General features: G+C 35.5%; 26 protein-coding genes and 3 tRNA genes. 11 read left to right on the top strand and 18 right to left on the bottom strand.

From position 1 onward, the window contains the following. Positions 1 to 81 precede the first annotated feature (81 nt). Positions 82 to 169 (bottom strand) — tRNA-Ser (locus OPR21_RS07700). A 47-nt stretch (positions 170 to 216) separates the two neighbouring features. Continuing rightward, positions 217 to 1545 carry a tRNA uridine-5-carboxymethylaminomethyl(34) synthesis GTPase MnmE gene (gene mnmE, locus OPR21_RS07705; protein WP_265029920.1) on the bottom strand — a complete coding sequence of 443 codons (1329 nt, stop codon included), beginning with the start codon at positions 1543 to 1545 and terminating at the stop codon, positions 217 to 219. Between the two features lie 222 nt (positions 1546 to 1767). Between mnmE and nuoI the strand changes: the two genes are divergently transcribed. The 4 genes from nuoI (at position 1768) to infC (ending at position 5078) form a co-directional block, all read left to right on the top strand. Beyond that, complete coding sequence (gene nuoI / locus OPR21_RS07710) at positions 1768 to 2250, top strand: NADH-quinone oxidoreductase subunit NuoI (RefSeq protein ID WP_265029921.1); 483 nt, start codon at positions 1768 to 1770, stop codon at positions 2248 to 2250. A gap of 115 nt (positions 2251 to 2365) precedes the next feature. Beyond that, complete coding sequence (locus tag OPR21_RS07715; RefSeq protein WP_049973587.1) at positions 2366 to 2653, top strand: hypothetical protein; 288 nt, start codon at positions 2366 to 2368, stop codon at positions 2651 to 2653. Next, positions 2646 to 4547: a threonine--tRNA ligase gene (gene thrS, locus OPR21_RS07720; RefSeq protein ID WP_265029922.1), complete on the top strand. Its 1902-nt coding sequence runs from the start codon at positions 2646 to 2648 to the stop codon at positions 4545 to 4547. The genes OPR21_RS07715 and thrS overlap by 8 nt, the downstream gene beginning before the upstream one ends. Positions 4548 to 4559: 12 nt before the next feature. Then, a complete protein-coding gene (infC, locus tag OPR21_RS07725) occupies positions 4560 to 5078 on the top strand; it encodes a translation initiation factor IF-3 (protein ID WP_006279610.1) in 519 nt (172 codons plus the stop codon). A 28-nt stretch (positions 5079 to 5106) separates the two neighbouring features. Here the strand turns inward: infC and nuoF are convergent, their stop codons facing one another. Continuing rightward, on the bottom strand, positions 5107 to 6360 hold the full coding sequence (gene nuoF, locus OPR21_RS07730; protein ID WP_077188376.1) for an NADH-quinone oxidoreductase subunit NuoF: 1254 nt from the start codon (positions 6358 to 6360) through the stop codon (positions 5107 to 5109). Between the two features lie 19 nt (positions 6361 to 6379). Next, positions 6380 to 6452, bottom strand: a tRNA-Lys gene (locus OPR21_RS07735). A 341-nt stretch (positions 6453 to 6793) separates the two neighbouring features. On the opposite strand from OPR21_RS07735, the gene OPR21_RS07740 reads away from it, so the two are divergent. The 5 genes from OPR21_RS07740 (at position 6794) to OPR21_RS07760 (ending at position 9994) form a co-directional block, all read left to right on the top strand. Then, positions 6794 to 6869, top strand: a tRNA-Ala gene (locus OPR21_RS07740). Positions 6870 to 7082: 213 nt separating this feature from the next. Beyond that, positions 7083 to 8564 (top strand): magnesium transporter MgtE N-terminal domain-containing protein, encoded by a 1482-nt coding sequence (locus OPR21_RS07745; protein WP_265029923.1) that lies wholly within the window; start codon positions 7083 to 7085, stop codon positions 8562 to 8564. A 38-nt stretch (positions 8565 to 8602) separates the two neighbouring features. Continuing rightward, positions 8603 to 8974, top strand: a complete 372-nt coding sequence (locus tag OPR21_RS07750) for a hypothetical protein (RefSeq protein WP_265029924.1) — start codon at positions 8603 to 8605, stop codon at positions 8972 to 8974. A gap of 143 nt (positions 8975 to 9117) precedes the next feature. After that, on the top strand, positions 9118 to 9504 hold the full coding sequence (locus OPR21_RS07755; RefSeq protein WP_077188373.1) for a hypothetical protein: 387 nt from the start codon (positions 9118 to 9120) through the stop codon (positions 9502 to 9504). Between the two features lie 46 nt (positions 9505 to 9550). Continuing rightward, entirely contained in the window at positions 9551 to 9994 is a 444-nt protein-coding gene (locus tag OPR21_RS07760; RefSeq protein WP_077188372.1) for a hypothetical protein, read from the top strand. Positions 9995 to 10068: 74 nt separating this feature from the next. Here the strand turns inward: OPR21_RS07760 and ccmE are convergent, their stop codons facing one another. Genes ccmE through OPR21_RS07800 form a run of 8 tightly spaced genes read right to left on the bottom strand, consistent with a single transcriptional unit; the run spans position 10069 to position 17185 of the window. Continuing rightward, positions 10069 to 10461 carry a cytochrome c maturation protein CcmE gene (gene ccmE / locus OPR21_RS07765; protein WP_006279588.1) on the bottom strand — a complete coding sequence of 131 codons (393 nt, stop codon included), beginning with the start codon at positions 10459 to 10461 and terminating at the stop codon, positions 10069 to 10071. Beyond that, positions 10445 to 10582, bottom strand: coding sequence for a CcmD-like small membrane protein (locus OPR21_RS07770; RefSeq protein WP_006279587.1), 138 nt, complete (start codon positions 10580 to 10582; stop codon positions 10445 to 10447). Before OPR21_RS07770 ends, ccmE begins: the two co-directional genes overlap by 17 nt. Next, complete coding sequence (locus tag OPR21_RS07775; RefSeq protein WP_006279586.1) at positions 10579 to 11622, bottom strand: biotin--[acetyl-CoA-carboxylase] ligase; 1044 nt, start codon at positions 11620 to 11622, stop codon at positions 10579 to 10581. The genes OPR21_RS07770 and OPR21_RS07775 overlap by 4 nt, the downstream gene beginning before the upstream one ends. A 17-nt stretch (positions 11623 to 11639) precedes the next feature. Continuing rightward, the gene (locus OPR21_RS07780; protein WP_236514391.1) at positions 11640 to 13004 is read right to left on the bottom strand and encodes an NADH-quinone oxidoreductase subunit N; all 1365 of its coding nucleotides are present in this window, start codon (positions 13002 to 13004) and stop codon (positions 11640 to 11642) included. Next, the gene (locus tag OPR21_RS07785; protein WP_006279584.1) at positions 13001 to 14443 is read right to left on the bottom strand and encodes a complex I subunit 4 family protein; all 1443 of its coding nucleotides are present in this window, start codon (positions 14441 to 14443) and stop codon (positions 13001 to 13003) included. The genes OPR21_RS07780 and OPR21_RS07785 overlap by 4 nt, the downstream gene beginning before the upstream one ends. 3 nt (positions 14444 to 14446) lie before the next feature. Beyond that, positions 14447 to 16294: an NADH-quinone oxidoreductase subunit L gene (gene nuoL, locus OPR21_RS07790; protein WP_049973600.1), complete on the bottom strand. Its 1848-nt coding sequence runs from the start codon at positions 16292 to 16294 to the stop codon at positions 14447 to 14449. A 4-nt stretch (positions 16295 to 16298) separates the two neighbouring features. Next, positions 16299 to 16607 carry an NADH-quinone oxidoreductase subunit NuoK gene (gene nuoK, locus OPR21_RS07795; protein ID WP_006012916.1) on the bottom strand — a complete coding sequence of 103 codons (309 nt, stop codon included), beginning with the start codon at positions 16605 to 16607 and terminating at the stop codon, positions 16299 to 16301. Further along, the gene (locus OPR21_RS07800) at positions 16598 to 17185 is read right to left on the bottom strand and encodes an NADH-quinone oxidoreductase subunit J (protein ID WP_006279581.1); all 588 of its coding nucleotides are present in this window, start codon (positions 17183 to 17185) and stop codon (positions 16598 to 16600) included. The genes nuoK and OPR21_RS07800 overlap by 10 nt, the downstream gene beginning before the upstream one ends. Positions 17186 to 17577: 392 nt before the next feature. On the opposite strand from OPR21_RS07800, the gene OPR21_RS07805 reads away from it, so the two are divergent. Beyond that, positions 17578 to 19494: an ATP-dependent helicase gene (locus OPR21_RS07805; RefSeq protein ID WP_265029925.1), complete on the top strand. Its 1917-nt coding sequence runs from the start codon at positions 17578 to 17580 to the stop codon at positions 19492 to 19494. Between the two features lie 154 nt (positions 19495 to 19648). Here the strand turns inward: OPR21_RS07805 and OPR21_RS07810 are convergent, their stop codons facing one another. The 6 genes from OPR21_RS07810 to OPR21_RS07830 form a co-directional block, all read right to left on the bottom strand. Continuing rightward, positions 19649 to 19861, bottom strand: coding sequence for a hypothetical protein (locus OPR21_RS07810; protein ID WP_065094389.1), 213 nt, complete (start codon positions 19859 to 19861; stop codon positions 19649 to 19651). Between the two features lie 162 nt (positions 19862 to 20023). Next, positions 20024 to 20335, bottom strand: coding sequence for a transposase (locus OPR21_RS08640; RefSeq protein WP_081420825.1), 312 nt, complete (start codon positions 20333 to 20335; stop codon positions 20024 to 20026). Then, a complete protein-coding gene (locus OPR21_RS07815; protein ID WP_255317429.1) occupies positions 20278 to 20406 on the bottom strand; it encodes a hypothetical protein in 129 nt (42 codons plus the stop codon). The genes OPR21_RS08640 and OPR21_RS07815 overlap by 58 nt, the downstream gene beginning before the upstream one ends. A 33-nt stretch (positions 20407 to 20439) precedes the next feature. Next, the gene (locus OPR21_RS07820) at positions 20440 to 20643 is read right to left on the bottom strand and encodes an IS5 family transposase (RefSeq protein WP_007549940.1); all 204 of its coding nucleotides are present in this window, start codon (positions 20641 to 20643) and stop codon (positions 20440 to 20442) included. Positions 20644 to 20734: 91 nt separating this feature from the next. Next, a complete protein-coding gene (locus tag OPR21_RS07825) occupies positions 20735 to 21901 on the bottom strand; it encodes an aspartate kinase (RefSeq protein ID WP_010962950.1) in 1167 nt (388 codons plus the stop codon). A gap of 92 nt (positions 21902 to 21993) precedes the next feature. Next, on the bottom strand, positions 21994 to 22140 hold the full coding sequence (locus tag OPR21_RS07830; RefSeq protein ID WP_265029926.1) for a hypothetical protein: 147 nt from the start codon (positions 22138 to 22140) through the stop codon (positions 21994 to 21996). A gap of 41 nt (positions 22141 to 22181) precedes the next feature. On the opposite strand from OPR21_RS07830, the gene OPR21_RS07835 reads away from it, so the two are divergent. Next, positions 22182 to 23138 (top strand): IS5 family transposase, encoded by a 957-nt coding sequence (locus OPR21_RS07835; RefSeq protein ID WP_265029812.1) that lies wholly within the window; start codon positions 22182 to 22184, stop codon positions 23136 to 23138. Positions 23139 to 23482: the final 344 nt, after the last annotated feature.

Here is a 23482-nt window from a genome sequence, read left to right on the forward strand (position 1 = left end):
ATTAGATAAGATTTCCAGCGTTATGAACCACATAGTCCAAATAAGCTCTAAAAATTAGCTAACATAGCGGGATGCTAAGTGCGGACGGAATGGGATTCGAACCCATGGTACGCTCATCACGTACGTCAGTTTTCAAGACTGGTGCCTTAAACCGCTCGGCCATCCGTCCATTTCTTTTCTATCACAACATTTGATTTTAAGCAATCTATAAAAGCTTTACTTGCCCACGCAAAAGTTGCTAAATATACTATCCAATATTTCCTCAACATTAATAATCCCAATCACTGCACCAAGTTCAAATGCAGCAAGCCTCAAATCTTCAGATATCAACTCAATTGGATTATCGATATTAAAACGTTGTAAATGTTCCAGTGCTTTCTGCATGTGATTCCTATGTCTTTGCCGAGTGATTACAGGAGTGTCTCTATCATGCCCAAATTTTTCCTCTGCCTTCTCTTTTATGAGAGAGATCAATTTGTTTGTACCTATTCCCTTTAAAATAGAAATAGGTAGAAAATCTATGCCATTAATTTTTATATTGTGATTATTGATAACATCGTCAGCTTTGCTCAATACATAAATAGTATCGCTATTTACAACGTTGCAATTGATATTATGACGCTGTTCAAAAGGAAATAGTTCTATTCTTAAATCAGCTTCAAAAGACCTCTTTTTCGCTCGACTTATACCTTCTGATTCTATTGGATCTGAACTCTCACGAATTCCAGCAGTATCAGAGAGAATGATTGGGTATCCGCCAATGTCAATATGAGCTTCAAGTATATCTCTTGTTGTGCCTGCATATTCAGAAACAATAGCAATATCACGCTTGGCTAAGAAATTAAACAGAGTTGATTTACCGACATTTGGTTTACCAGTTATTACAATATGTAAACCCTCACGCAACCTTTCGCCCCGTCTATTATCATTTAAATGCTCTTGTATCAATCGCACGAGAGATTGCACTTCATTATTAATTTTTTCCAACTCACTTTTTTCTGTCCAAATGTCCTCTGGAAAGTCTATATATGCTTCGATTTTGGATTGTATCGTTATCAATCTTTGCCTCCAATTGCTGTATAGTCTCTCCAATTCTCCTGATATCTGCTTAATCGCTTGTTTAGCTTGCATTTTCGTCTCAGCGTCAATTAAGTCTGCAATTCCTTCTATTTGAGTTAAGTCAAATTTACCATTTAGAAAAGCCCTAAGTGAGAATTCTCCAGGCCTGGCCATAACGAAAATTTTTGATAATTCCTCCAAGATGATTTTTATAACTGCCTTGCTTCCATGCACTTGTAACTCTATAACGTCCTCGCCAGTGAAACTGTTTGGAGCAGGGAAATAGATGATTATTCCATTATCTATCAATTGACTGGAATCATCATATAGATCAACTAAAGTAGCAAATCTTGGTTTAATTTCTTTCTTAATATGAAAATGATTTAAAGCTTTAAGCGCGTAGTTGCCTGAAATTCTAATTACTGCAACTCCTGACTTACCAAATACGGTCGATAAAGCGAAAATAGTTTCATTTGTGTTTGTCATTATTTATATAAACTACTTAGCAATATTACACTTAAGAAACCAAAATACCTAATTTGAAAATATTCAAAATTTTTATCTATCTTGCTAGTTTATATTAATGCAGTACTATCATACTAGTGAATGTATTATATAGAAAAGCTGTAAAAGTCACCCAGGTGAAAATATTTATTTTGAAAACTGATAATATGATTTATAATGACTGACACAAGTTTTAAATATTTTATGCTCAAAAAATTAGCTTGGTACTGGTCTTTTGTAGAGTTAATTAAAGGGTTTGTTATTACATTAAAGTATATGTTTAAGCCAAAGGTTACTTTGAGGTATCCTATGGAGAAGGGCCCTTTAAGTCCAAGGTTTCGTGGTGAGCATGCGTTGCGTAGGTATCCAAACGGTGAAGAACGATGCATAGCTTGTAAATTATGCGAAGTTATCTGCCCTGCTCAAGCAATAGTTATTGAAGCAGAGGAAAGAGAAGACGGTAGTCGTCGCACCACACGCTATGATATTGACATGACAAAATGCATATACTGCGGGCTTTGCCAAGAGGCATGTCCAGTTGATGCAATTGTGGAGGGTCCTAACTTTGAATTTGCTACTGAAACGAGAGAGGAGCTAATGTACAATAAAGAAAAGTTATTGCGTAATGGTGAAATTTGGGAAGACACAATTGCACTCAGGTTAAAAAAGAATAGACCTTATTATTAATGTTCAGAGCTTATAACCCTGTTATCCATTATGATTTAGGGGCAGTGCCCACTAGGGGTGGTGTCATCCAAGTAGCTGATACACAACTGTACGAACATTTGTTTGCGAGGGCAGTATGTTAAATGTTATAGCCTGTTTTGCCTCAAACACAAAGGTGTCATCCCAGTGCTTGACACTGGGGTCCAGTAAAATTGATTGTGAACAAGCACACTATACAACATTTTCAATGAAATTACAAAAAAGCTGGATTCCAGTGTCAAGCACTGGAATGACACCATTTGCTGTGCAATTTACCTTCGAAAATGAATGTTCGTATGGCTATGTGCGTGACACTGGGATGACACCGTTGGAAGAAGCAAACCGCCTTCAAGCTACATGTCCGTATAGGTTTATTTATGGTTAGGGTTACTTTTTCAACCGAACAAAAAGTAAAAGAATACAGTGGTAAAGTCACTGGCTTTGATATATTACAACCGGATGCTTTGAAAGAAGTAGTTGCATTGAAAGTAAATGGTGAGCTATATGACCTCTCACGTGAAATTGAAGCTGATGCAGAGATAGAGGTGATACAACTGAGTGACGAAGTGGGTTTAGATATAATAAGGCATGATGCTGCTCATATAATGGCGCAGGCAGTGAAAGAGCTATTTCCTAATACTCAGATTACTATCGGCCCAACAATTCAGGACGGTTTTTACTATGATTTTGCTACAGATCGTACCTTCACTACGGACGATCTTACCGCAATAGAAAAGAAAATGAAAGAGATTGTAAAAAGTAACCACAGATTTGTTCGAGAAGTTTGGACTCGCAAGCAGGCAGTTGATTTCTTTAGTGGTATAGGCGAAAAATACAAGGTTGATATTATCTCATCCATACCAGAGAGTGAAAACCTAACTGTTTATAGACAAGGCGATTTTGTAGACCTATGTCGTGGTCCGCACTCACCATCAACTGGCAGAGTTAAAGCGTTTAAACTTATGAAAGTAGCGGGTGCATACTGGCATGGTGATTCTAAGGGTCCAATGTTGCAAAGAATATATGGCACAGCATGGAGAAATCAGGATGAATTAAACGCTTATCTTGAGTGTCTCAAGGAAGCGGAGAAACGCGATCACCGCAAAATTGCTAAGGATATGGACTTATTTCACATCCAAGAGGAAGCTGTTGGGCAGGTTTTTTGGCATGAACAAGGATATATTCTATATAATGTTCTTGAGTCTTACATCAGAAAGAAGCTAATAAATAATGGCTATTTTGAGGTAAAAACTCCTATTTTAGTAAGTAAAGAGCTGTGGGAAAGATCTGGACATTGGGATAAGTTTCGTGAAAATATGTTTATTGTTGACGAATCTGAGAATAAAAAGTTAGCAATAAAACCCATGAATTGTCCTTGTCATGTGCAGATTTTTAATTCTCACACCAGGAGCTACCGTGATTTACCAATACGTATGGCAGAGTTTGGCACATGCCATAGAAATGAAAGCTCAGGCTCATTGCACGGACTGATGCGAGTGCGTGGTTTTACGCAAGACGATGCACACATTTTTTGTATGGAAGAACAAGTGAATTCTGAGACTATAAAGTTTTGTGACCTTTTAAAAGAAGTATATTCAGAGCTTGGATTTAATGAAATTTCTGTGAAATTTTCAGACCGTCCAGATATTAGAGCAGGTAATGATGAAGTGTGGGATAGAGCTGAAAAAGCGCTGCTTGAAGCCGTTAAAGAAGCGGGCTTGAGTTATAAACTTAACCCTGGTGAAGGTGCATTTTATGGTCCAAAGTTAGAGTTCGTTTTGAAAGACGCAATAGGCAGAAATTGGCAATGTGGAACATTACAAGTTGATTTCATTTTACCAGAACGTCTGGGAGCTTTTTATATAGGGGCAGATGGGCACAAGCATCACCCTGTCATGTTACATAGGGCAATTCTTGGGACTTTTGAGCGTTTTATCGGAATTTTGATAGAAAATTATGCAGGAAAATTTCCAGTTTGGCTTGCTCCAACGCAACTTGCTATTCTGACCATTACAAATGAAGCTGACGGTTACGCCACAGAAATTAGCAATATTTTAAAAGAACAAGGTGTGAGAGTCAAGACTGATTTGACCAATGAAAAAATTAGTTATAAGATACGTTTGCATAGTTCAAACAAGGTTCCTATATTGTGGATTGTAGGCAAAAATGAAGTTACAAGTAAAACTGTGTCAGTAAGAAATTTAGGATCGGAAAGACAGGAGTCTTTTTCTTTGGAAAAGGCTAATGAATCGCTGTTAAAAAGTATTAATTTGAATTAAGGGAGTTAAAGTTTGCAAGTTAAAAAGAACAATAAAAACAGAATTAATGGATTTATCACAGCTAAGGAGGTACGCTTAGTTGATCATAGTGGTGAAATGGTCGGAATCGTGCCAATAGAACGAGCTTTGGAATTTGCACAGGGTGTTGGTTTAGACTTGGTGGAAATTGCACCTGATTCAACCCCTCCAGTATGTAAAATTCTGGATTATAGCAAGCAAAAGTATGATATAAAAAAGAAAGCAAGTGAAGCAAAAAAGAAACAAAAAACATTAACTATAAAAGAAATTAAACTGGGTCCCAATATTGGTGATCACGATTACGGAACAAAATTGCGTCAAGCAAGAGACTTACTTGCCCACGGACATAAAATTAAAGTTACAATGAGATTTAGAGGGAGAGAGCTTATAAACACTGAAGTTGGACTGGAAAAATTAGAACGGCTAATTCGAGACACTGAAGATATCGCAAAGGTAGAATTGGCACCTAAAAGAGAAGGGAATCAATATTTTTTAGCTCTGGTTGCTAAGTAGCAAAACGGCTTAAGAAGTATAAGTAAAGTTAAATTATCGCTCTCTCTTTGATAACATGGCGAAAATGTCTTATTAATCCTTGAATCGGCCAAGCTGCAGCATCGCCAAGCGCGCAAATTGTATGTCCTTCTATTTGAGTTGTAAGGTCAAGCAGCTTATCTATTTCATCAGGCTTAATATCTCCTGCCACCATCCTCTTCATAATCCTCCACATCCATCCAGTACCTTCACGGCATGGTGTGCATTGTCCACAGGACTCATGCATATAAAAGTGTGATAACCTCTCTATTGCAGCTATTATATCAGTTGATTTATCCATCACTATTACAGCAGCAGTACCAAGCCCTGATTGTGCAGTTCTTAATGAATCAAAATCCATTTCAATAGTATCGCATATAGATTTTGGAATTAATGGCACTGAAGACCCACCAGGTATTACAGCAAGTAAATTATCCCAACCCCCTCGCACTCCACCTGCGTATTTTTCAATCAATTCACGTAGTGGAATTCCGAGCTCTTCTTCAACATTACACGGGTTGTTTACATGTCCTGAAATACAAAAAATCTTAGTACCAGTATTATTTGGTTTACCAAGAGATGCAAACCATTCTCCTCCGCGATTTAGAATATCTGGAACCATGGCTATAGTTTCAACGTTGTTTATTGTGGTTGGACAGCCAAAAAGTCCAACACCTGCGGGAAATGGAGGTTTCATGCGAGGAAAGCCCTTTTTTCCTTCAATTGATTCAAGTTGAGCTGTTTCTTCTCCACATATGTAAGCTCCTGCACCCCTATGGATAAATACATCAAGATCATAACCTGATTTGCAGGCATTTTTTCCAATTAAGTTTTCTTTATAGGCTTCCTCAAGTGCTTTTTTCAGAACTAAATATTCATTATAAAATTCACCCCTGATATAAATATACGCAACTGATGCGCTGATCGCTTTGCCGGCTAGGAGAATTCCCTCAAGTAACTTATGTGGCTCATATCGCAATATATCTCTATCTTTACATGTACCAGGTTCTGACTCATCTGCATTGACTACTAAATATGCTTTTGGAAGATTCTTGGGCATAAAGCTCCACTTAAGGCCGGTGGAAAATCCTGCACCCCCTCGACCTCTCAAACCAGATTTCTTTACTTCATCAATGATCTTTTCTGATCCTAAATCCAGTAATTCCTTTGTTTTTTGCCAGCTACCACGTTTTTTTGCACCCTCAAGTAGTGGAGTTCCTTTACCATTTAGGTTGGTGAATATTTTGTCTTGTTCTTTTAGCATGTTTTTCAAAATTTGTGAGTGATCCCGACGCGATTCGAACGCGTGACCCACTGATTAAAAGTCAGTTGCTCTACCGGCTGAGCTACGGGATCATTTCATTTTTCAGCTATACTAAACATCAATACAGTTTTTATCCGTTTTAATCAAACTAAAATTTTCATGTGTGGTTAAATAAATTATATAATATACTGCGTTAGTGATAATTTAGTTAAAAAATCTATGAATAATTTAAAAAAATTTCCAAAGGAAAACTTCTTGTTAATTTTCAGTTCACAGATTTATTTGGATGGTGTGACGTATAACGCTAAGGAGACAAAAAAATAGAGAAGTGTGTACACCCTGCAGAATTTGTACGCTATTTAGCAATAGCCTAATAGATAAATATTTCTTGCATTTCAGCCTGAGTGATTTATGCTTTAAGCAAGAATTACCTGGGGGTATAGCTCAGCTGGTAGAGCATCTGTTTTGCACGCAGAAGGTCAGCGGTTCGATCCCGCTTGCCTCCACCAGTCTATATTAGCTCTAGCCGCCACAAAACCTGTCAAAGCAGCTTATTTTAATCTATGAGGATTTTATACTACTTCCCTGAAAATCCCTATTTCTTTTCGTAACTTTTCTCTACACAAGTAATGTTGGTTATTACAATTGTAATATATACCAACTTAACAATAAATTAATCAATAAATGTTAGAATACTAACAATTAATTTATTGGTAACGCCTATGAGTGGAAAAAAGCATGTTTTTAAGATGGTACCTGGAAAAGAGGTGTTTAGAAAAACCCCGACTAAATTGATAAAGTGGCCTGAAGGTTATGATCCTACAATGTCTATTAAAAAAGTTGAGCTTGTATCGCTGGATGATAAAAACGATGTAGCACTAGGCTTATTACCTATAAAACTTTGCGGCAGTTCTTGCCTAGACAGTTACATATGTCTGGAGGAAGAAAATGAAGGAAATCTGGTAGCCAAAGATTATAAAAGTGATTCTAACTTAGATTATGTAAAAAGTAACCATACATTTGTATATTACGGTAATGAGTTGGCTAAGTTATCATATACAAGAGAACTTGTGCAGCCTTTCAAAACTATGTGTAGCAGTTCTATTAAATCAAAAAAATTGGAATACAAATATGTAACATGGGAAGATTCAGATACTGGCAACAATAAATATTATTTTTCAGACGAAGCAGGAAATATAATCGATTCACCTGACAATGAGGTATTACAAGACATTATGTTATACTACGGTGAGAGACATATAAGAGATGTGCTACTGTTGCTATCAAGCACGTTTACCAAAGTTTTTATTCAGGGCCTAACAGACGACCAACTAAAAACTCTTACCAATACTTTTAGTAACGAGCAACTGCAAAAAATCATTCCTGAACTGAGTTCAAACCAGTTGCAAGCTTTAGCAGAGAACTTAACAGATGAACAACTCCAAGCTTTAGTAGATCATCTAACCAATCACCAGCTAAAAACCCTCGCTCAGGAACTAAATCCAGAAAAGTTACAAATAATTGTTCCTATTTTAAATGATACTCAGCTTGAAGCTCTAGTGAGAAAATTAAATTCAGAGCAAGTAAAAGAAATTTTACCTCACTTAAAAGTGGATCAGTTCAAAGCACTTATTAAAACTTTAAATGACGAGCAATTTACAGTGCTTGCAAAAGACTTAGCTGAGCACCACTTGACAATACTCTCCAAAGAATTAGAAGGTGATCAGTTGAAAGCTTTAGTAAATAGTCTGCAAGAAGACCAACTGAAAGACTTAGTTAATAAGCTTGATCATGATAAACTTGGCATAATTGCTCAGGATTTAACTGATTCTAATAGGATTCAGATTATCATTAAGTCTTTAGCTGACAACCCAGAAAAACTTCAAGCTTTTGCTCGCAATATGTCTAATGAGCAGTTTAAAGAACTTTTGGATAACGTAGGTGCAGAAGAGCTTAAAGACATCATTCACAAACTGCCTTATGAGAAAGTAACAGCTGTGATTGGTGATCTTGGCAATCAAGATCAGTCTAAAGCTATTATTGATGCATTAAAAGGGAAACTTGACGAGCAGAGTAAACAGAACAAGGAAATGATTGAGATGCTCAAGCAAATCAAGGACGATATGCCATATTCTGCACATGACCTAATTCTTACAGCAGAAGATGGCGATATATATCCTTATGATTCGTCAATACTTGCATAATTAAAATTTTTACTTTTTAACTTTTTATAGGAGACCGTATGACTGAAGAAATGCAACAACTTCAAAAACCTAAATTTGTCAAACCTACATTCGAAAAACCGAAAATTCCGCAATTTCAGGATAGAGCACAAAAAGTGGTTGATCTCACCAACGATATCAATACTGCAGAAATTGATGAAAAAATGATGGTAAATGTTGTTAGATTTAAAGTTTTTTATGATAACCTGGTAAACAATATCAACGAATACAATGACAGTATAAGTTCTAGTATTGAAAATGATATAATAAACCCATTATCAACAATTATAGATAATATAGGTAAGGAAACAAAAGAAATAACGGAGAGCATCACTAAAATTAAGGAAGATATGCCATACTTCTCGCCAACACAGGCAGAAGATATACTATAGATACAAAGACGTAATCTCGAGATGATTTTAGATAACATACACCAAATGAGCAAGTAATAACCCACTGGGCTATTACTTTTTTCACATACCATTTCAATGTAGCTGGATTAATTTTAAAATTATAATTTTTTATAGGAGTTAGCATGAATAATAGTAAACAAGAAAGCAAAAACGAACTTAAAGTAATAAGCAAAATAGAAGTTAACACCAAACCTAAAGGTTATGATGAAACAGTTGCGCGAAATCCAGCGCAGCTTGGTTATGTCCACAAAGCTTTAGATAAATTAATCGCAGAGCTGAACACGAAATTCGTTCCTGAATTGGATGATGTATTGCATAACAATAGCAACTCTATCAGTCAATTAAATGACATGCTAACAGAAGAAAGGGGTAAGCTTGACGAGCAGAGTAAACAGAACAAGGAAATGATTGAGATGCTCAAGCAAATCAAGGACGATATGCCAGGCATTGCAGAAGCTCCAGATTTTACAATAGTAGATATTAATAATGACTCACTGTTATTTGTATAGTAATGATTTATAAAGATAAGTAGTTTTTTTATAGGAGGTAACTATTATGAATAAAAATATAAAATTATATTCTAGTGAAGAAGTTGAATCAAATAATGCATTGCAACTTCAGAAACCGGCGTTTGATAAACCAAGCTTCGAAAAGCCAGTAATAAAGAAGATTGTCAGTGGTAAAACAAAGGAAGAATTTGATATAACTAAAGATATGACACAAGAAGAGATTGATAAGATGCCACAAATTACATTGACCATAAAGCACCTTAAAAATTTTTATGATGGCTTGATAAACAGCATTAATAAGTATGACGAAAATATGGATAGTGCAATTCAAAGTGGTATAATAACACAATTATCATCAACCATAGATAGTATAGACAGCAAGACAAGTAGTATAGATAGTGAACTTGCAGATCTTAGGAATTCGATTCCAGATATTGGAGAAGCTCCTCCATTACTCCATATTACTGGTGAAGAGAACGGATTGCTTTAATAAAAAAGGTAATAGCCTGATATCAGGCTGTTACCTTCTCCATATGCTATTTTAATATAGCTGAGTTAGGAAATCTATTTTAAAACTTTCGGCATATAGTTCTCATCATGTTTTGCAAACACTGTATCTGCAAGAAAAGTACTATTATCAAACATTTTACCTTGCACAACAACACCACTTTTTTCTGAAAACATTGGTGGAAGTATCCCTTGATATTTTACCACAACGCTTTTGTTAAAATCTGTCATTTGAAAAATTACTTCACTTTCGCTCCGTATCACGCTATTTTCAACAACCATTCCACCAACACGGATTAGTTTTTGACTATTTTGTAAAACTATTGCCTCACTTACTGTATAGAAAAATGAGATGTTTTCTTTGAGCGTTGTTAAAATAAAAAAGACTATGCAGCTTAAAAAGCAGAAAATTCCTGAAGTTATAAGTAATCGCTTATGTTTCTTCTTCATGATTATCTTTCAGGCTTTCTAGAATTTTTCTACTTTTAGTATAGCAAGAAATGGTAAAAATTAGCTCTCCAGCAATCAGCGTAAAACTAATAAGGTAAGCAAAAATTACATATGTATTCATAATGCATTATCAATAAATAACTCACCTGCATCAAAATAAATTAAGCTTCCATCCTTTTGCTGCAACACCAATTTACCACTTTCATCTATATCAGCAAAAATTCCTTCATACAATTTGTCAGCTAACTTTACACTGATTTGCTCATTCATTTTGAATGCTTTTTTTAACCACATTTCTCTTATAGCATAAAACCCGTCAAATAGCCATTGCTTTCTTAGCTTATTAAAATTTATTATTAATTCCTTTAACAGATCCATGTTAGACACAGATTCACCGTAATTGCTAATGCACGTTGTTCCTGGAAGTGGTGCATGATTGACATTAATTCCAATTCCTATAATGATCCAATTCGAATTGGATCTTTTTTCAAGTAATATTCCACTTATTTTCTTGCCATCAATAAGGACATCATTTGGCCACTTATACTGGAGATTTAGACCATTTATAAATGACAGTATAGCATTTCCAACAGCAAGAGCAGTAACAAAAGTCAATTCTGTTAATTTGCTAACTTGATTCATTAAACCTCTTTCTATCATCCCAGTACTTTCCCCAGTGCTTGACACATAACTATGCGAACATTGCAATTTGCAGGTGGTATGTGGTGTCATTCCAGTGCGTGACACTGGAATCCAGTTCTTATTACACAGTTGCCTGATGTGCCCATTTGTAATTAAGTTTTCTGGATCCCAGTGTCTGGGCACTGGGATGACATCATCCTTGGTGGGAATACCACAACGTTTGTACAGTTGTGTGCTTGACCATTCTTCTTGATTTCTAGATTCCAGCGTCACGCGCTGGAATGACACCGAAAGCTGGCTTTCATTCAGATAATCGTTAAAGAGGTTTATTACCAAACTCGCATAAAAATTACCCTCTGGAGAAATCCAACTTTTTCCGGTACGCCCTCTACCCTCTGTTTGTTTATCAGCAACAATAATAGTTTCATTTGATATTCCTTTATCAATTAAATCCAACGCTTCTTTATTAGTGCTTGAAACTTCTTTGTAATGATGAATATGAAAGCCCTCAGGGATCACCTTGTCAGTCCTTTAGTTCAATGAGTGAGTAAAACGTACAAGAAAAGAACGAGGTTGATCAGTGAAGCCACTGAAGTGATAATGAATAGACCCTTAGAATAAGCAACCTTATTACCACTAGCTTTATCAAAATACATAGCTTTTATGATATTTAGATAATAGTAACACGATACAACACTTGCTATTACAAGGATCAAGGACAGGCTGATAAAGCCAGAATTTATTAAACTTTTGAATATAAAAAATTTAGCGATAAAACCTGCAAGTGGAGGTATTCCCGACATTGAGAGTAACAGCACAGAAAGATGAAATGCTACAATTGGGCGTTTCTTCCCTATACCAGATAAATTTGCAATATCACAATCGTCATCGTCAATTTGTACGAGATATGAGAATAGCCCTATGCTTGTGATGATATATATCACCAGATACATTAAGGCACTATCTGTTCCTGCTTGTGTAAAAATAGAAAGTGAAGCAAATATAAAACCAATGTGACCAATTGAACTGTAAGCAAGCAGCCTTTTTAAGTTTTGCTGACGTAAGGCCCCAAAAGCTGAGATAAGCACAGACAATGCTGAAACGTATAAGAAAATAGGCTGAACATAACTTTTTACATTTACTAACTCTTCATTCATCAATCGAATTAAAAATGTTACAAGTGCAGCTTTTGGGGCCGTAGAAAAAAACGCAGTTACTATGGTAGGTGCACCTTGATAGACATCTGGAGCCCACATATGAAAAGGAGCAATAGCAAGCTTGAAACACAAACCAATTAGGACAAAGACTAACCCAAAAACTATTCCATAAGTTATCTGATGGTTTTGCAAGAATGAACCGAGCTCAGAGAAATTGACTTGTCCTGTATATCCATAAAGCAGCGACATTCCATATAGCATAATGCAGGAAGATAATGCACTGAGTGTAAAATATTTCACTCCTGCTTCACATGAATAAATCGAATCTTTATTAAAGCTCGCAAGAACATACAAAGATATACTCATCAACTCAAAAGCTAAATAAAAAGAAATCAGACTATTTGCTGAAACCAAAGTTATCATGCCAAATAGCGCAAAAAGAATCAGCATTGAAAATTCATACTTATAGTCATATTTTGATAAATTCAGCATCAAAAGTATTAAAATTCCTGTGCTGAGAATTAACCCTTGGGCTGACCTGATGTATAAATTGAGTTTTAACAACGAATTAAAGAGAAAAATTTCATTGTTTTCTGCCGAAAGAATTAAAATAATCAAAGTTACCACTGTGCAGCCAAGTGCTAATAAGTTGATAGTTCGGCGGTTAAATATAATCCCAAGCAGCAGCAACACGAACGAGGAGATAATAGAGAACGTTTCCGGCAATATCTGTATATAATTCATAGCGCATTATATTTGACTAACAAATTTGCCATACATGGCTTCAAATAATTCAGTGCAAGGGTTGGGTAAAATCCAAGCAAAATAACAAACACTGCAAGCAGAATTAAGACAGAAAATTCTATGCTATCCAAACGGTTATTTAATAATTTAGAATAGCTAACCCCCCATATTATTTGCTTACATAAATTCAGCATATAAACTGCGCTTAAAATAGTGCCAAGTGCGATAAATCCTGTAAAAAACCCTATGCTCTTAAACATTCCAACCATAGCCAAAAACTCACCTATGAATCCAGATGTTCCAGGTAGCCCTATTGAAGCCATTGAAAATAAAATGAACATAAAACCAAATTTTGGCATTGTGTTTACTATGCCAAAATATTTTGCAATCTCCAAAGTTCCAGTTCGAGTATATAGCATTCCAACACACAAAAATAAAGCAGCAGAAATAAGGCCATGACTAATCATTTGAAATATGCTACCCAGTACTCCTTCCTCACAAAATGAAAAGAGGCCAGCAGTAACGATCCCCATATGTGCTATTGAAGAATAAGCTATTAACTTCTTTATATCATCTTGAGCAAACGCAACTAGCGAAGCATATATCACCGCAATAATGCTCAGCACAACAACGAAATTTGAAAAATACAAACTTGCCTGAGGAAGCATTGGAATAGAAAACCTTAAAAATCCATATCCTCCCATTTTAATAAGCAAGCCAGCTAAAATCACAGATCCAGAAGTTGGTGATTGTACATGCGCATCAGGAAGCCAAGTGTGAAATGGAAACATCGGTACTTTTATTGCAAAAGAAATAAAAAATGCAATCCACAGCAATGACTGCACTTCAAGATCAAGGCTTGGCACTAATGTAGCTAATTTTTGTATATTAAACGTCCCAAAAGTGCTATAGATGTACACCAATCCAAGTAGAAATAATAATGAGCCAGTTAATGTATAAAGAAACAACTTAAACGTTGCATATACCCTGTGTTTTCCTCCCCAAATGCCAATAATAAAGAACATTGGTATTAAAACAGCTTCAAAAAACACATAAAAGCTTATAGCATTCAGTGAAACGAAAAAACCGACTACAACACTCTCAAGCAGTAGAAATAATGCCATATAGGCTTTTAGGGTCGTATAACTCATTTTGCAGTTGTAGAGTATACAAATTACAAACAAGAAAGTTGTAAGCAGAAGGAAAAGCAACGATATACCATCTATCCCTATTCCAACATTTCTAATTGGGTAGCTGACAAACTGAAAGTCCGCATCGTTATAATCAAATTCTATACAAGCTACAATGCTAAGCAAAAATGGAAGTACAGCAAAAAATAGGGCAAGGAATCTTAAGTGTATAGATTGATGATTAATCCTGATTAAGGATAAAATCAATGCTCCTATCAGTGGAAGCAAAAATATACTAAGTAACAACACCTTCTATTTAATTCCAATAATATATAAAGCACCGATTATTAAAGTAACAAACATAATAAATGCATAATCAAATATATAACCAGTTTGTAACTTTATAGAACTTTTTGAACATTCATTAACCAACCTTACAACACCATTTGGTCCAAATGAATCAATAGCCTTAACATCAAACTTCCATAGAAGCCTAGATATAAACCTTATCGGTGCAATTATAACAAACTCATACACCTCATCAAAGTACCATTTATTCTGCAAAAACTTAAGTAAAAATTTACTCTTAATTTGCCTAATTACTTGATATTGGTAAATTAGGTACGCAAGTGCTATTCCACTTAGGCTTGTTAAGGTTGGCAGTAGTTTTATAAAGAAATTATGAACTCCATGCTCATCAATCATCACTAAACTTGATTTCCAAAACGCATTACTAGTTATGTTCAAAATATTTGCTCCCCATATTCCAGAAAATACTGATCCAAAAGCGAGTATCAGTAATGGTATAAGCATAATCTTTGGTGCCTCATGTATATTAATTTTACTTTGTTTTTGGCTGTGGAACACAAGAAGCAATAACCTCCAAGAGTAAAACGCTGTGAAGAATGCAACAACTAAGCTTATTACAAAAGCAAAGCTATCCGTGCTATAAGCATGTTCAATTATCAAATCCTTTGAATAAAAACCTGCAAATGGGAATATCCCAGAAAGCGCAAGAGATCCAATCCACATGAGAGCGTAAGTGCAAGGGATTTTCTTCCAGCAATTTCCCATTTTCTGAATGTTTTGCTCATGATGCATTGCATGAATCACATTGCCAGCACCAAGAAATAGTAGAGCTTTAAAAAAAGCGTGTGTCATTAAATGAAAAATAGCAACATTGTAAGCAGAAAGCCCACATGCCATGAACATATAACCAAGTTGACTGCAGGTTGAATAAGCAATTATTTTCTTTATATCGTTCTGAGTAATTGCAACGGTGGCTGCAAAAAAAGCAGTGAGTGCTCCAACGATAACTATTAATTCTCGTGCCACATTTGATAACTCAAACAATGGAGAACACTTTGCTACTAAAAATATACCTGCTGTTACCATCGTTGCTGCGTGAATAAGTGCAGAAACAGGAGTTGGCCCTTCCATTGCATCTGGCAACCAAACATGTAAACCAAGCTGTGCAGATTTACCCATACAGCCAATAAAAAGTAATATGCATATTATATGAGTTACTTTGAATTCACAGCAGAATGCCCTAATGTTCTGCGTGCCAAGAAGATCAGTTGTGTCAAAAACTTCAGTAAAATTCAAAGAGTGAAATGTATAATAAATAAGAAAGATTCCAATCAATAGTGCAAAGTCTCCTACCCTATTCACAACAAATGCTTTAATTGCTGCATTATTTGCAGAATATTTTTGGAACCAAAATCCTATGAGTAAATAAGAACATAGGCCAACCCCTTCCCAGCCAAAAAAAAGCTGCACGAAATTATCGCTTACAACCAGCACAATCATGCAAAACGTAAATAGCGATAGGTAAGAAAAAAACCTCGACTTCCCCTTATCATGCTCCATATAACCGATAGAGTAGAGATGTACTACCAGTGAAACGGTGGTAATAACAATAAGCATTAAGGATGAGAGAGCATCCACACTAATTGCCCAATTTACTTTTAAGATGCTCAATGAAAACAAAGGAAATAAACTCAAGTGATAATTTTCAGAGAAGGTGAGAAAAACATACCAAGATAAAACTGCAGATATTCCAATCCCTGCCGTTGTAACTAACTGACTTTTTCTAAAAAGTGCTGCAAATAGCGAACCAAAAAGTGGCAAAAATACTATTAATTTCAGTATATCCATCATACTTTCATTCTTTCATTAAATTTGCTTGTTCAACATCTATATTGCCACGGCTTCTATAATATACAACCAATATTGCAAGCCCAACTCCTGACTCTGCTGCCGCAACAGTCAACACAAACATCACAAAAATTTGCCCAACTATATCATTCATAAAGGCAGAAAAAGCAACTAAGTTGATATTAATTGCCAGCAATAATATTTCTATTGATAACAATATATTGATTATGCTCTTACGGTTGATGAAAATACCGCACACTCCAATAGTGAACAAAACAGCAGCAACTATCAAAAAGTGATTTAATCCTATTTCCATTCTACTCCTTTTCCAAATTTAGCCTTAATCAATTTTACAGATGAAGATTGTGTCAATTGCTTTAATACATTCTGTTTTTTAACTCCTTTTTTCTTGTCCTGCAAAGTAAGAGCAATTGCACCGACAATTGCAACAAGCAGCAGAATACCAGAAAGATGAAAAGCGTACATGTAGTCGGTATACAGCAAATTACCAATAGCTTTCACATTATTGGTATTATAGTTTATAACATTGCTTATATTCGGTGCTGAGCTGCGGATTACAAAGCTGATGACTAGAAAAAACACAACACACAACATAGCACCAAGAGTGCAATGCTTTGCAAAACCCTGGCGCAACCTTATGTAGTCAATATCGAGCATCATAACTACAAAGAGGAACAACACCGCAACCGCACCGATGTATACTATCATCACCATCATAGCAATGAACTCAGCTCCAAGGAGAATGAAAAGAACTGCAGAGTTAACGAAGGTGAAAATTAAAAATAATACTGCATGCACAGGATTTCTTACACTAATTACGCATACAGCAGATAAAATGCTGAGAATTGCAAAAAAATAAAAGAAAAAAGGCATCGATACTTTAACTGCAACAATAGTTACTAATTTAAAGTGACTATCGTGGTAAAGTCAATATTATATTAAACGTTTGAAAACATTGTACTACAAAGCTCCAGCTCCATTTTAAATTATTATAAAGCTGAAGAAATAGAAATGAAGGCGTACATATAAGCCATTCCAAACTCCACTTATCCACCCAACAAGCAGAAGTTCTGGTGCCAATACCTCAAATCAAGTTGTTGTTACTCGACATACACCTGAAACTACTAAAACAAAATAGATGTAAAACCTACGTTTAAATATGTAGTACTTGAGTGAAGCATTCTTTAACTGTTCTATTCAATAAAACCTTTACAATATTTCAATCATAGGTTTAACTTTACGAAGTTATAATCTATAGGGCTACGATGAACGATTATCTCTCACTGCTAAATCCAGAACAACAATCAGCTGTAACTAACATAGATGGACCAGTTTTGATACTGGCAGGAGCCGGGACGGGAAAAACAAGAACGATTACTTCAAGAATAGCACACATAATTAGAAACGGTCACGCTTATTCTGATGAGATATTAGCAGTTACATTTACAAATAAAGCAGCAAATGAGATGGTATCAAGGGTACTTGAGCTAACGGGCACAAACATACCATGGCTTGGCACTTTCCATGCAATTGCAGCAAAAATTTTGCGCATGCACGCAGAAATTGTGGGCTTAAACCCCAATTTTACAATCATTGGTGTGGATGACCAATTACAGGTAATAAAAAATATTATCAATGAAATAAATCCTGATTACCTATCAGAAAAATGTAAGACCATTATGAATATTATTCAGCAATGGAAAGAGAAGTGCTTATTGCCATCTGAAGTGGAAGATATTCAATCATTTAGGCCAGTATATGTAACTGCACTCAAGGTCTATCACCAGTATCAGGAAAGGTTGAAATTCCTTAATTCTGTCGATTTTGGTGACTTATTGCTATATAACATACAGCTCTTTAATCAAAAGACCGAAGTTCTGTCCTACTACCAAAACAAGTTTAAATATGTCATGGTAGATGAATATCAAGATACAAATGCGATACAATATCTTTGGCTAAAATACCTTGCAAAAGAGCACTCAAATATTTGCTGTGTAGGAGATGATGACCAGTCGATATATAGTTGGCGTGGTGCAGAAGTTGAAAATATTTTGAAGTTTTCTGATGATTTTAAAAATGCAAAAACCGTTAAACTAGAGTGTAACTACAGGTCAACATCCCACATACTTGCAACTGCGTCATATGTTATCAATCACAATAAGACTCGCTTAGAAAAAAAATTGTGGACAACAAACATTGAAGGGGAAAAGGTAAATCTAATAAAATTATGGGATGGGAAAGCTGAAGCAAGGTTCATAAGCGAACAGATATTGAAACTCAATAAATACAGATTTAGTGACATTGCAGTGCTGGTAAGGGCCACTTTTCAAACTAGAGTTCTCGAAGAGTATTTTATAAAATATTCAATTCCCTACAAGATTATAAGTGGCGTAAAATTCTACGAACGTCAGGAAGTCAGGGATATAATTGCATATTTAAGACTTGTTACAAACAATAACGATGACTTAGCTTTCGAAAGGATAGTAAATCGGCCAAAAAGAAGCATAGGAGCTACAACTCTAAAGAAAATATACACGACTGCTCAGGATAACAAAATTTCTTTTTTTGAGGCAGCAAAAATATTAGTTAATAGTAATCAGGTAACCGAAAGAATTAAACTCTCACTCAACGATTTTTTAAATAAAATTAAAGCTTGGGAAGAAATAGTAAGCGTAAAACCACTGCATGAATTCGTTAAAATCGTAGCAAACCAATCAGGATATATTGAAATGCTTGAAAATGAGGAGGTAACAGGCTTAGCACGAATAGAAAATGTTAAAGAGCTCATCTCATCTTTAAAAAATTTCGATAATGCCACAACTTTCTTGGAGCATATAAGTCTGGTGATGGAAGTGGATAATATGAATAACGATGACACCGTATATGTTATGACTCTTCATGCAGCCAAAGGACTTGAATTCCCGTGCGTGTTTCTACCTGGTTGGGAAGAGGGATTATTTCCTCATCAAAGATCTTTTGATGACAAAAGTGGTAAAGCTTTAGAAGAAGAAAGAAGACTTGCATATGTTGGCATAACCAGGGCAAAGGAAAGGTTAATCATTTCATGTGCAGATAGGAGGGAAATTAACAACCAGTGGCAACCGATGCGCGCTTCTCGGTTCATTAAAGAATTGCCAAGAGAAAATGTTGAGGTAATTAAAAGCAACATTGCCTACTGTTGAAGCTATAATTGCAGATAAACATATCTTACAAATCTGAATTACTTCAACTATATGTTTCTCCTGGCAAAAATTCTGTAACCGTTCACACTTAATTCTTCAATCTCATACCAATTTCTATTACATAACAAACAAATAGACAATAGAAGTGAGAAGGTTATACTAAGGCAGTATAATGATGGAGTTTTGGAATGGCATTGGTATCAGGTTGCAATTTTAGCTTACATTGTGCCAATCTTTCTTCAATTGCTGCTCGCATAAATTCTGCCTGTCTTTTAGTTCTGCAGTGCACTATCGCATCATCCACATATCTTTCAAATGGTACTGTTGGGTGATTTTGTTTCATCCATATATCAAATGCATGGTGCATAAATATGTTTGAAATGATTGGGCTTATTGAACCTCCTTGCGGAACTCCTTTTTTCCCTAACTACCTTACTGCCATCTGCTTGCTGAATAGGGGATTTCATCCACCTTTCAACATACAGTATGACCCATTTGCAGTCTGTGTGCTTCTTGATAGCCTGCAGTGCTAAATTGTGGTCCAGATTGTCGAAAAATCCTGTAACATCAACAGCTTTCTTGGTAATCGTATCCTGTCTCCAATAAACAGCGGTTTTGCTATGTATCCTTGATCAGCAAAAAACTTACGTAAAGTTGGAGCCTTGTATTTAGCTTGAGTGAAAAGATTTAGAGCACCATCACGATCTTGAACACTTGCACTATGAACATCAGCCGCAATAATTAAGCCCACTGTATCTACAACAATATGACGTTTTCTACCCTTTATTTTTTTTTCAGCATCATATCCTCTGGATCCCCTTTTTGAGTGGTTTTTACTGATTGACTGTCAATTATTCCTACTGAAGGTGTTTCATTTTTACCAAACATTTTTCTTACCTCTTTTACTAGCATATTATGTATTTTTTCCAATTTGCCATTACTACGTCACCTGAGAAAATAGTCATACACCGTCTTCCATGGAGGAAAATCTTTCGGCAGCATTCTCCATTGACAACCACCTCTCATTATATACCTTATTGCATTAATAATTGTTCTGATATTGTGCTTTCTTGGCCTCCCTATCTTTCCTTGTGCAACATGTGGCTCCAAAATTTCCCATTCCTTATCACTTATATCACTTGGATACAATTTTCCCTCCTATTTTTTACTTACACTATCATATTTTTTTCCTCATTCCTTTTCAAGACATACTCTTAGACAACTGGACGTCAAGCCTATCCTAGTGCTGCATATCAAGCTCATACTCAGTATGTAAATCTTTGACTAAAGCTACAGCGCATTCTTTTTGAACAATTATACTGATTTTGATTTCAGATGTTGTGATAGCAAGTATTTCTATCTTTTTTTCGCTTAAAACCTTGAGTGTGCGGTGCATCACTTCAGTGTTAGACATAACACCAATACCAATTATTGAAATTTTAGCTACATTATCGTTTATAGCATAATTTTCATTCTTATTCAGTAACTTTTCCATTAAATCAATATCAAATTTGGAGATAACAAAACTTGACCCATGTATCATATCAATTTTAACGTTTGCTCCTGCTATATCTCTTAAAGTACGCAAGTTATTTGCAAGGTTAGTGAAAGTTACAAGAGCTTCATTAGTGCTATAAGTTATTCCAGTAATTAAGTATCTCTCTAGTACATCCCTTTTGTGTAGCACTGTGGTGCCTTCTACTTCCTTAAAAGTGGATAGCACTTGCACTTTAATGTTATGTTTCATTGCAAGTTGTACTGAACGATTATGCAGTATTTTAGCACCAGATGACGACATTTCCAACATTTCATCGTAAGAGATAAATTTGAGCTTGCGTGCCTTTGGAACAATTCTCGGGTCTGCTGTATATATTCCATCAATATCAGTAAAAATTTCGCAAGTTCTAACACCAAAGGCTACCGCGAAGGCAACTGCTGATATATCAGAGCCTCCTCTTCCAAAAGTAGTGATTCTATCATCATTTATACCCTGAAAACCAGCAATGATCGCAGCAGTATAACCCTCAGCAAAAGATCTTTTCACACGTTCAATCTTTATTGTTTTTATTTTAGACTCAGAATAAAAATCATCAGTTACAATTGGTAACTGCCAGGCAAGCCACGATTTAGCATTAACTCCGATCGATTGGAGAGTGATAGCTAATAGACCGCAAGAGATTTGTTCTCCTGCTGAAAGCATAACGTCATACTCTGATAACTCTTGTCTATAACTTAAATTTGAGATTTGCCTAGCCTGAAAAACCATTTGGTCAGTAAATCCTGCAACAGCAGATACAACAACGATTACATTACAACCTTTCTCAATATCGTTTTTTATCAAATTTGCAACTCGGTTTAAATCAGTTAGCGAAGTCCCACCAAATTTTTTTATGATTATTTTGTCCATAGTTACAATATAACTCTCTTCTGAAGAAAAATATAGTTTTTGTAGAGATAGCAGCTTGCAAGCCATTCAGAAAAGGGAAGACAAAGCTATAGCTAACGCGTCATACCACGATTCATTCCATAGCTGTACGAACATTCATTTTTGAAGGTAAATTGCACAGCAAATGGTGTCATCCCAGTGCCTAGACACTGGGATGGCTTTGTTGCATAGCAACTGAAAAATCTGGTGGCTACTGACAAAATTCATTATAAAATAGCCATTTAACCTTGAAAGAAAAAATATGCCACAAAAAATGAGGGTCAGTAACCATAGCGAATATAACAAATTTCTAGAAAAAAGAGGAAATATTTTTCATTATATCAACGAAGCCATAGAAAAGTGGTACGAGAATGGTCCAAAAATACCAGGTGGCAACAATATTTATAGCGATAAAGTTGTAATTTTGGTGCACATAATAACTTGTTTATTTAGAATAGGCCTGAGGCAAACAGTTGGGTTTATAGCAGGATACCTTGAGCAAATTGGGAAAAATTTGCAAGTTATCAGCTATTCACAATCATCAAGAAGGTTTAAGAAACTCAATATTAAGATCAATGATTGCAGAATTGATAAAAATAATATGGAAGATATCGAAATTGCTATAGACAGTACAGGAATTAGTATATACAACAACACTCCTGGTCATAGCAAAGAAAATAGCGAAGATAGAAAGTATCGCAGCTATGAACAGACAAGAAAATTGCATGTAATGTTGAATACAAACAGCAAAAAAGCCATAGCTGTAAAATACAGTAACGGTGTCTACTCTGATCACTATGGAGCTTGTGATTTGCTAAAAGAAGTCGATTTTCAGTATGTCATAAAAGTACTATATGCAGATAGGGCATATGACAGAGAAAAGCTCTATAAGCTGTGTAATCAATATGGTATAAAAACGAAAATTCCTCCGAAAAACAACGCAGCAGAGCATCCAAAATTGGATTATATGCTTGATAGAAATGCCGCTATTCAGTTAATGAAATTACATGGTGAGAATGGTATAAAAAGATGGAAAGAAGAAGTAAATTACGGAAAAAGATCGTATATTGAAGGATTTTTCTCAAGGTTGAAGCGAATATTTGGGTTTAGTTTTAGGAGCAAATCTGAAATTAATCGTGAGAAGGAACTGCTACTCAAGTGTTATTTGCTTAACAAATTTACTGAAATAGGCATGGCTAAGTTTGAGATAGCTTCATGAATTTATTGTACGTTACCTACTATCCGAAGAGCGATGCAACAAAGCCCACTGGGATCCAGAAGACTTAATTTCAACCAAGTGGCTGCATAATAAAGGCTGGATTCCAGTGCTTGGCACTGGAATGACACCCTCCCTTATGGAAATTGCTCTCAAATCACAATGTTCGTACAGCTATGGATTCATTCGCGGTATAGATTCCGCTAACTAGTAGCGGAATGACGAATTTGTTGTTTTAAAATTGTCAGTAAATCTAAGTTAGTTTAGCTATATAGCACGAACTAAACCACTAAGCAGCAGAAGACCTTGCATGACCTCCAAAAAATGCTTTTAGAGGTTGTCCGGAA

The sequence above is a fragment of the Wolbachia endosymbiont (group A) of Philonthus cognatus genome, from assembly GCF_947251755.1.
Taxonomy (GTDB): Bacteria; Pseudomonadota; Alphaproteobacteria; order Rickettsiales; family Anaplasmataceae; genus Wolbachia; species Wolbachia pipientis.

Excerpts from the sequence above, each read along its gene's own strand:
- mnmE (WP_265029920.1), bottom strand. The coding sequence starts at position 1,545 with ATGACAAACACAAATGAAACTATTTTCGCTTTATCGACCGTATTTGGT.
- nuoI (WP_265029921.1), top strand. The coding sequence starts at position 1,768 with ATGCTCAAAAAATTAGCTTGGTACTGGTCTTTTGTAGAGTTAATTAAA.
- OPR21_RS07715 (WP_049973587.1), top strand. The coding sequence starts at position 2,366 with ATGTTAAATGTTATAGCCTGTTTTGCCTCAAACACAAAGGTGTCATCC.
- thrS (WP_265029922.1), top strand. The coding sequence starts at position 2,646 with ATGGTTAGGGTTACTTTTTCAACCGAACAAAAAGTAAAAGAATACAGT.
- nuoF (WP_077188376.1), bottom strand. The coding sequence starts at position 6,360 with ATGCTAAAAGAACAAGACAAAATATTCACCAACCTAAATGGTAAAGGA.
- OPR21_RS07745 (WP_265029923.1), top strand. The coding sequence starts at position 7,083 with ATGAGTGGAAAAAAGCATGTTTTTAAGATGGTACCTGGAAAAGAGGTG.
- OPR21_RS07750 (WP_265029924.1), top strand. The coding sequence starts at position 8,603 with ATGACTGAAGAAATGCAACAACTTCAAAAACCTAAATTTGTCAAACCT.
- OPR21_RS07755 (WP_077188373.1), top strand. The coding sequence starts at position 9,118 with ATGAATAATAGTAAACAAGAAAGCAAAAACGAACTTAAAGTAATAAGC.
- OPR21_RS07760 (WP_077188372.1), top strand. The coding sequence starts at position 9,551 with ATGAATAAAAATATAAAATTATATTCTAGTGAAGAAGTTGAATCAAAT.
- ccmE (WP_006279588.1), bottom strand. The coding sequence starts at position 10,461 with ATGAAGAAGAAACATAAGCGATTACTTATAACTTCAGGAATTTTCTGC.
- OPR21_RS07770 (WP_006279587.1), bottom strand. The coding sequence starts at position 10,582 with ATGAATACATATGTAATTTTTGCTTACCTTATTAGTTTTACGCTGATT.
- OPR21_RS07780 (WP_236514391.1), bottom strand. The coding sequence starts at position 13,004 with ATGAATTATATACAGATATTGCCGGAAACGTTCTCTATTATCTCCTCG.
- nuoL (WP_049973600.1), bottom strand. The coding sequence starts at position 16,294 with ATGATGGATATACTGAAATTAATAGTATTTTTGCCACTTTTTGGTTCG.
- nuoK (WP_006012916.1), bottom strand. The coding sequence starts at position 16,607 with ATGGAAATAGGATTAAATCACTTTTTGATAGTTGCTGCTGTTTTGTTC.
- OPR21_RS07800 (WP_006279581.1), bottom strand. The coding sequence starts at position 17,185 with ATGCCTTTTTTCTTTTATTTTTTTGCAATTCTCAGCATTTTATCTGCT.
- OPR21_RS07805 (WP_265029925.1), top strand. The coding sequence starts at position 17,578 with ATGAACGATTATCTCTCACTGCTAAATCCAGAACAACAATCAGCTGTA.
- OPR21_RS07810 (WP_065094389.1), bottom strand. The coding sequence starts at position 19,861 with ATGCACCATGCATTTGATATATGGATGAAACAAAATCACCCAACAGTA.
- OPR21_RS07815 (WP_255317429.1), bottom strand. The coding sequence starts at position 20,406 with ATGCTAGTAAAAGAGGTAAGAAAAATGTTTGGTAAAAATGAAACACCT.
- OPR21_RS07825 (WP_010962950.1), bottom strand. The coding sequence starts at position 21,901 with ATGGACAAAATAATCATAAAAAAATTTGGTGGGACTTCGCTAACTGAT.
- OPR21_RS07835 (WP_265029812.1), top strand. The coding sequence starts at position 22,182 with ATGCCACAAAAAATGAGGGTCAGTAACCATAGCGAATATAACAAATTT.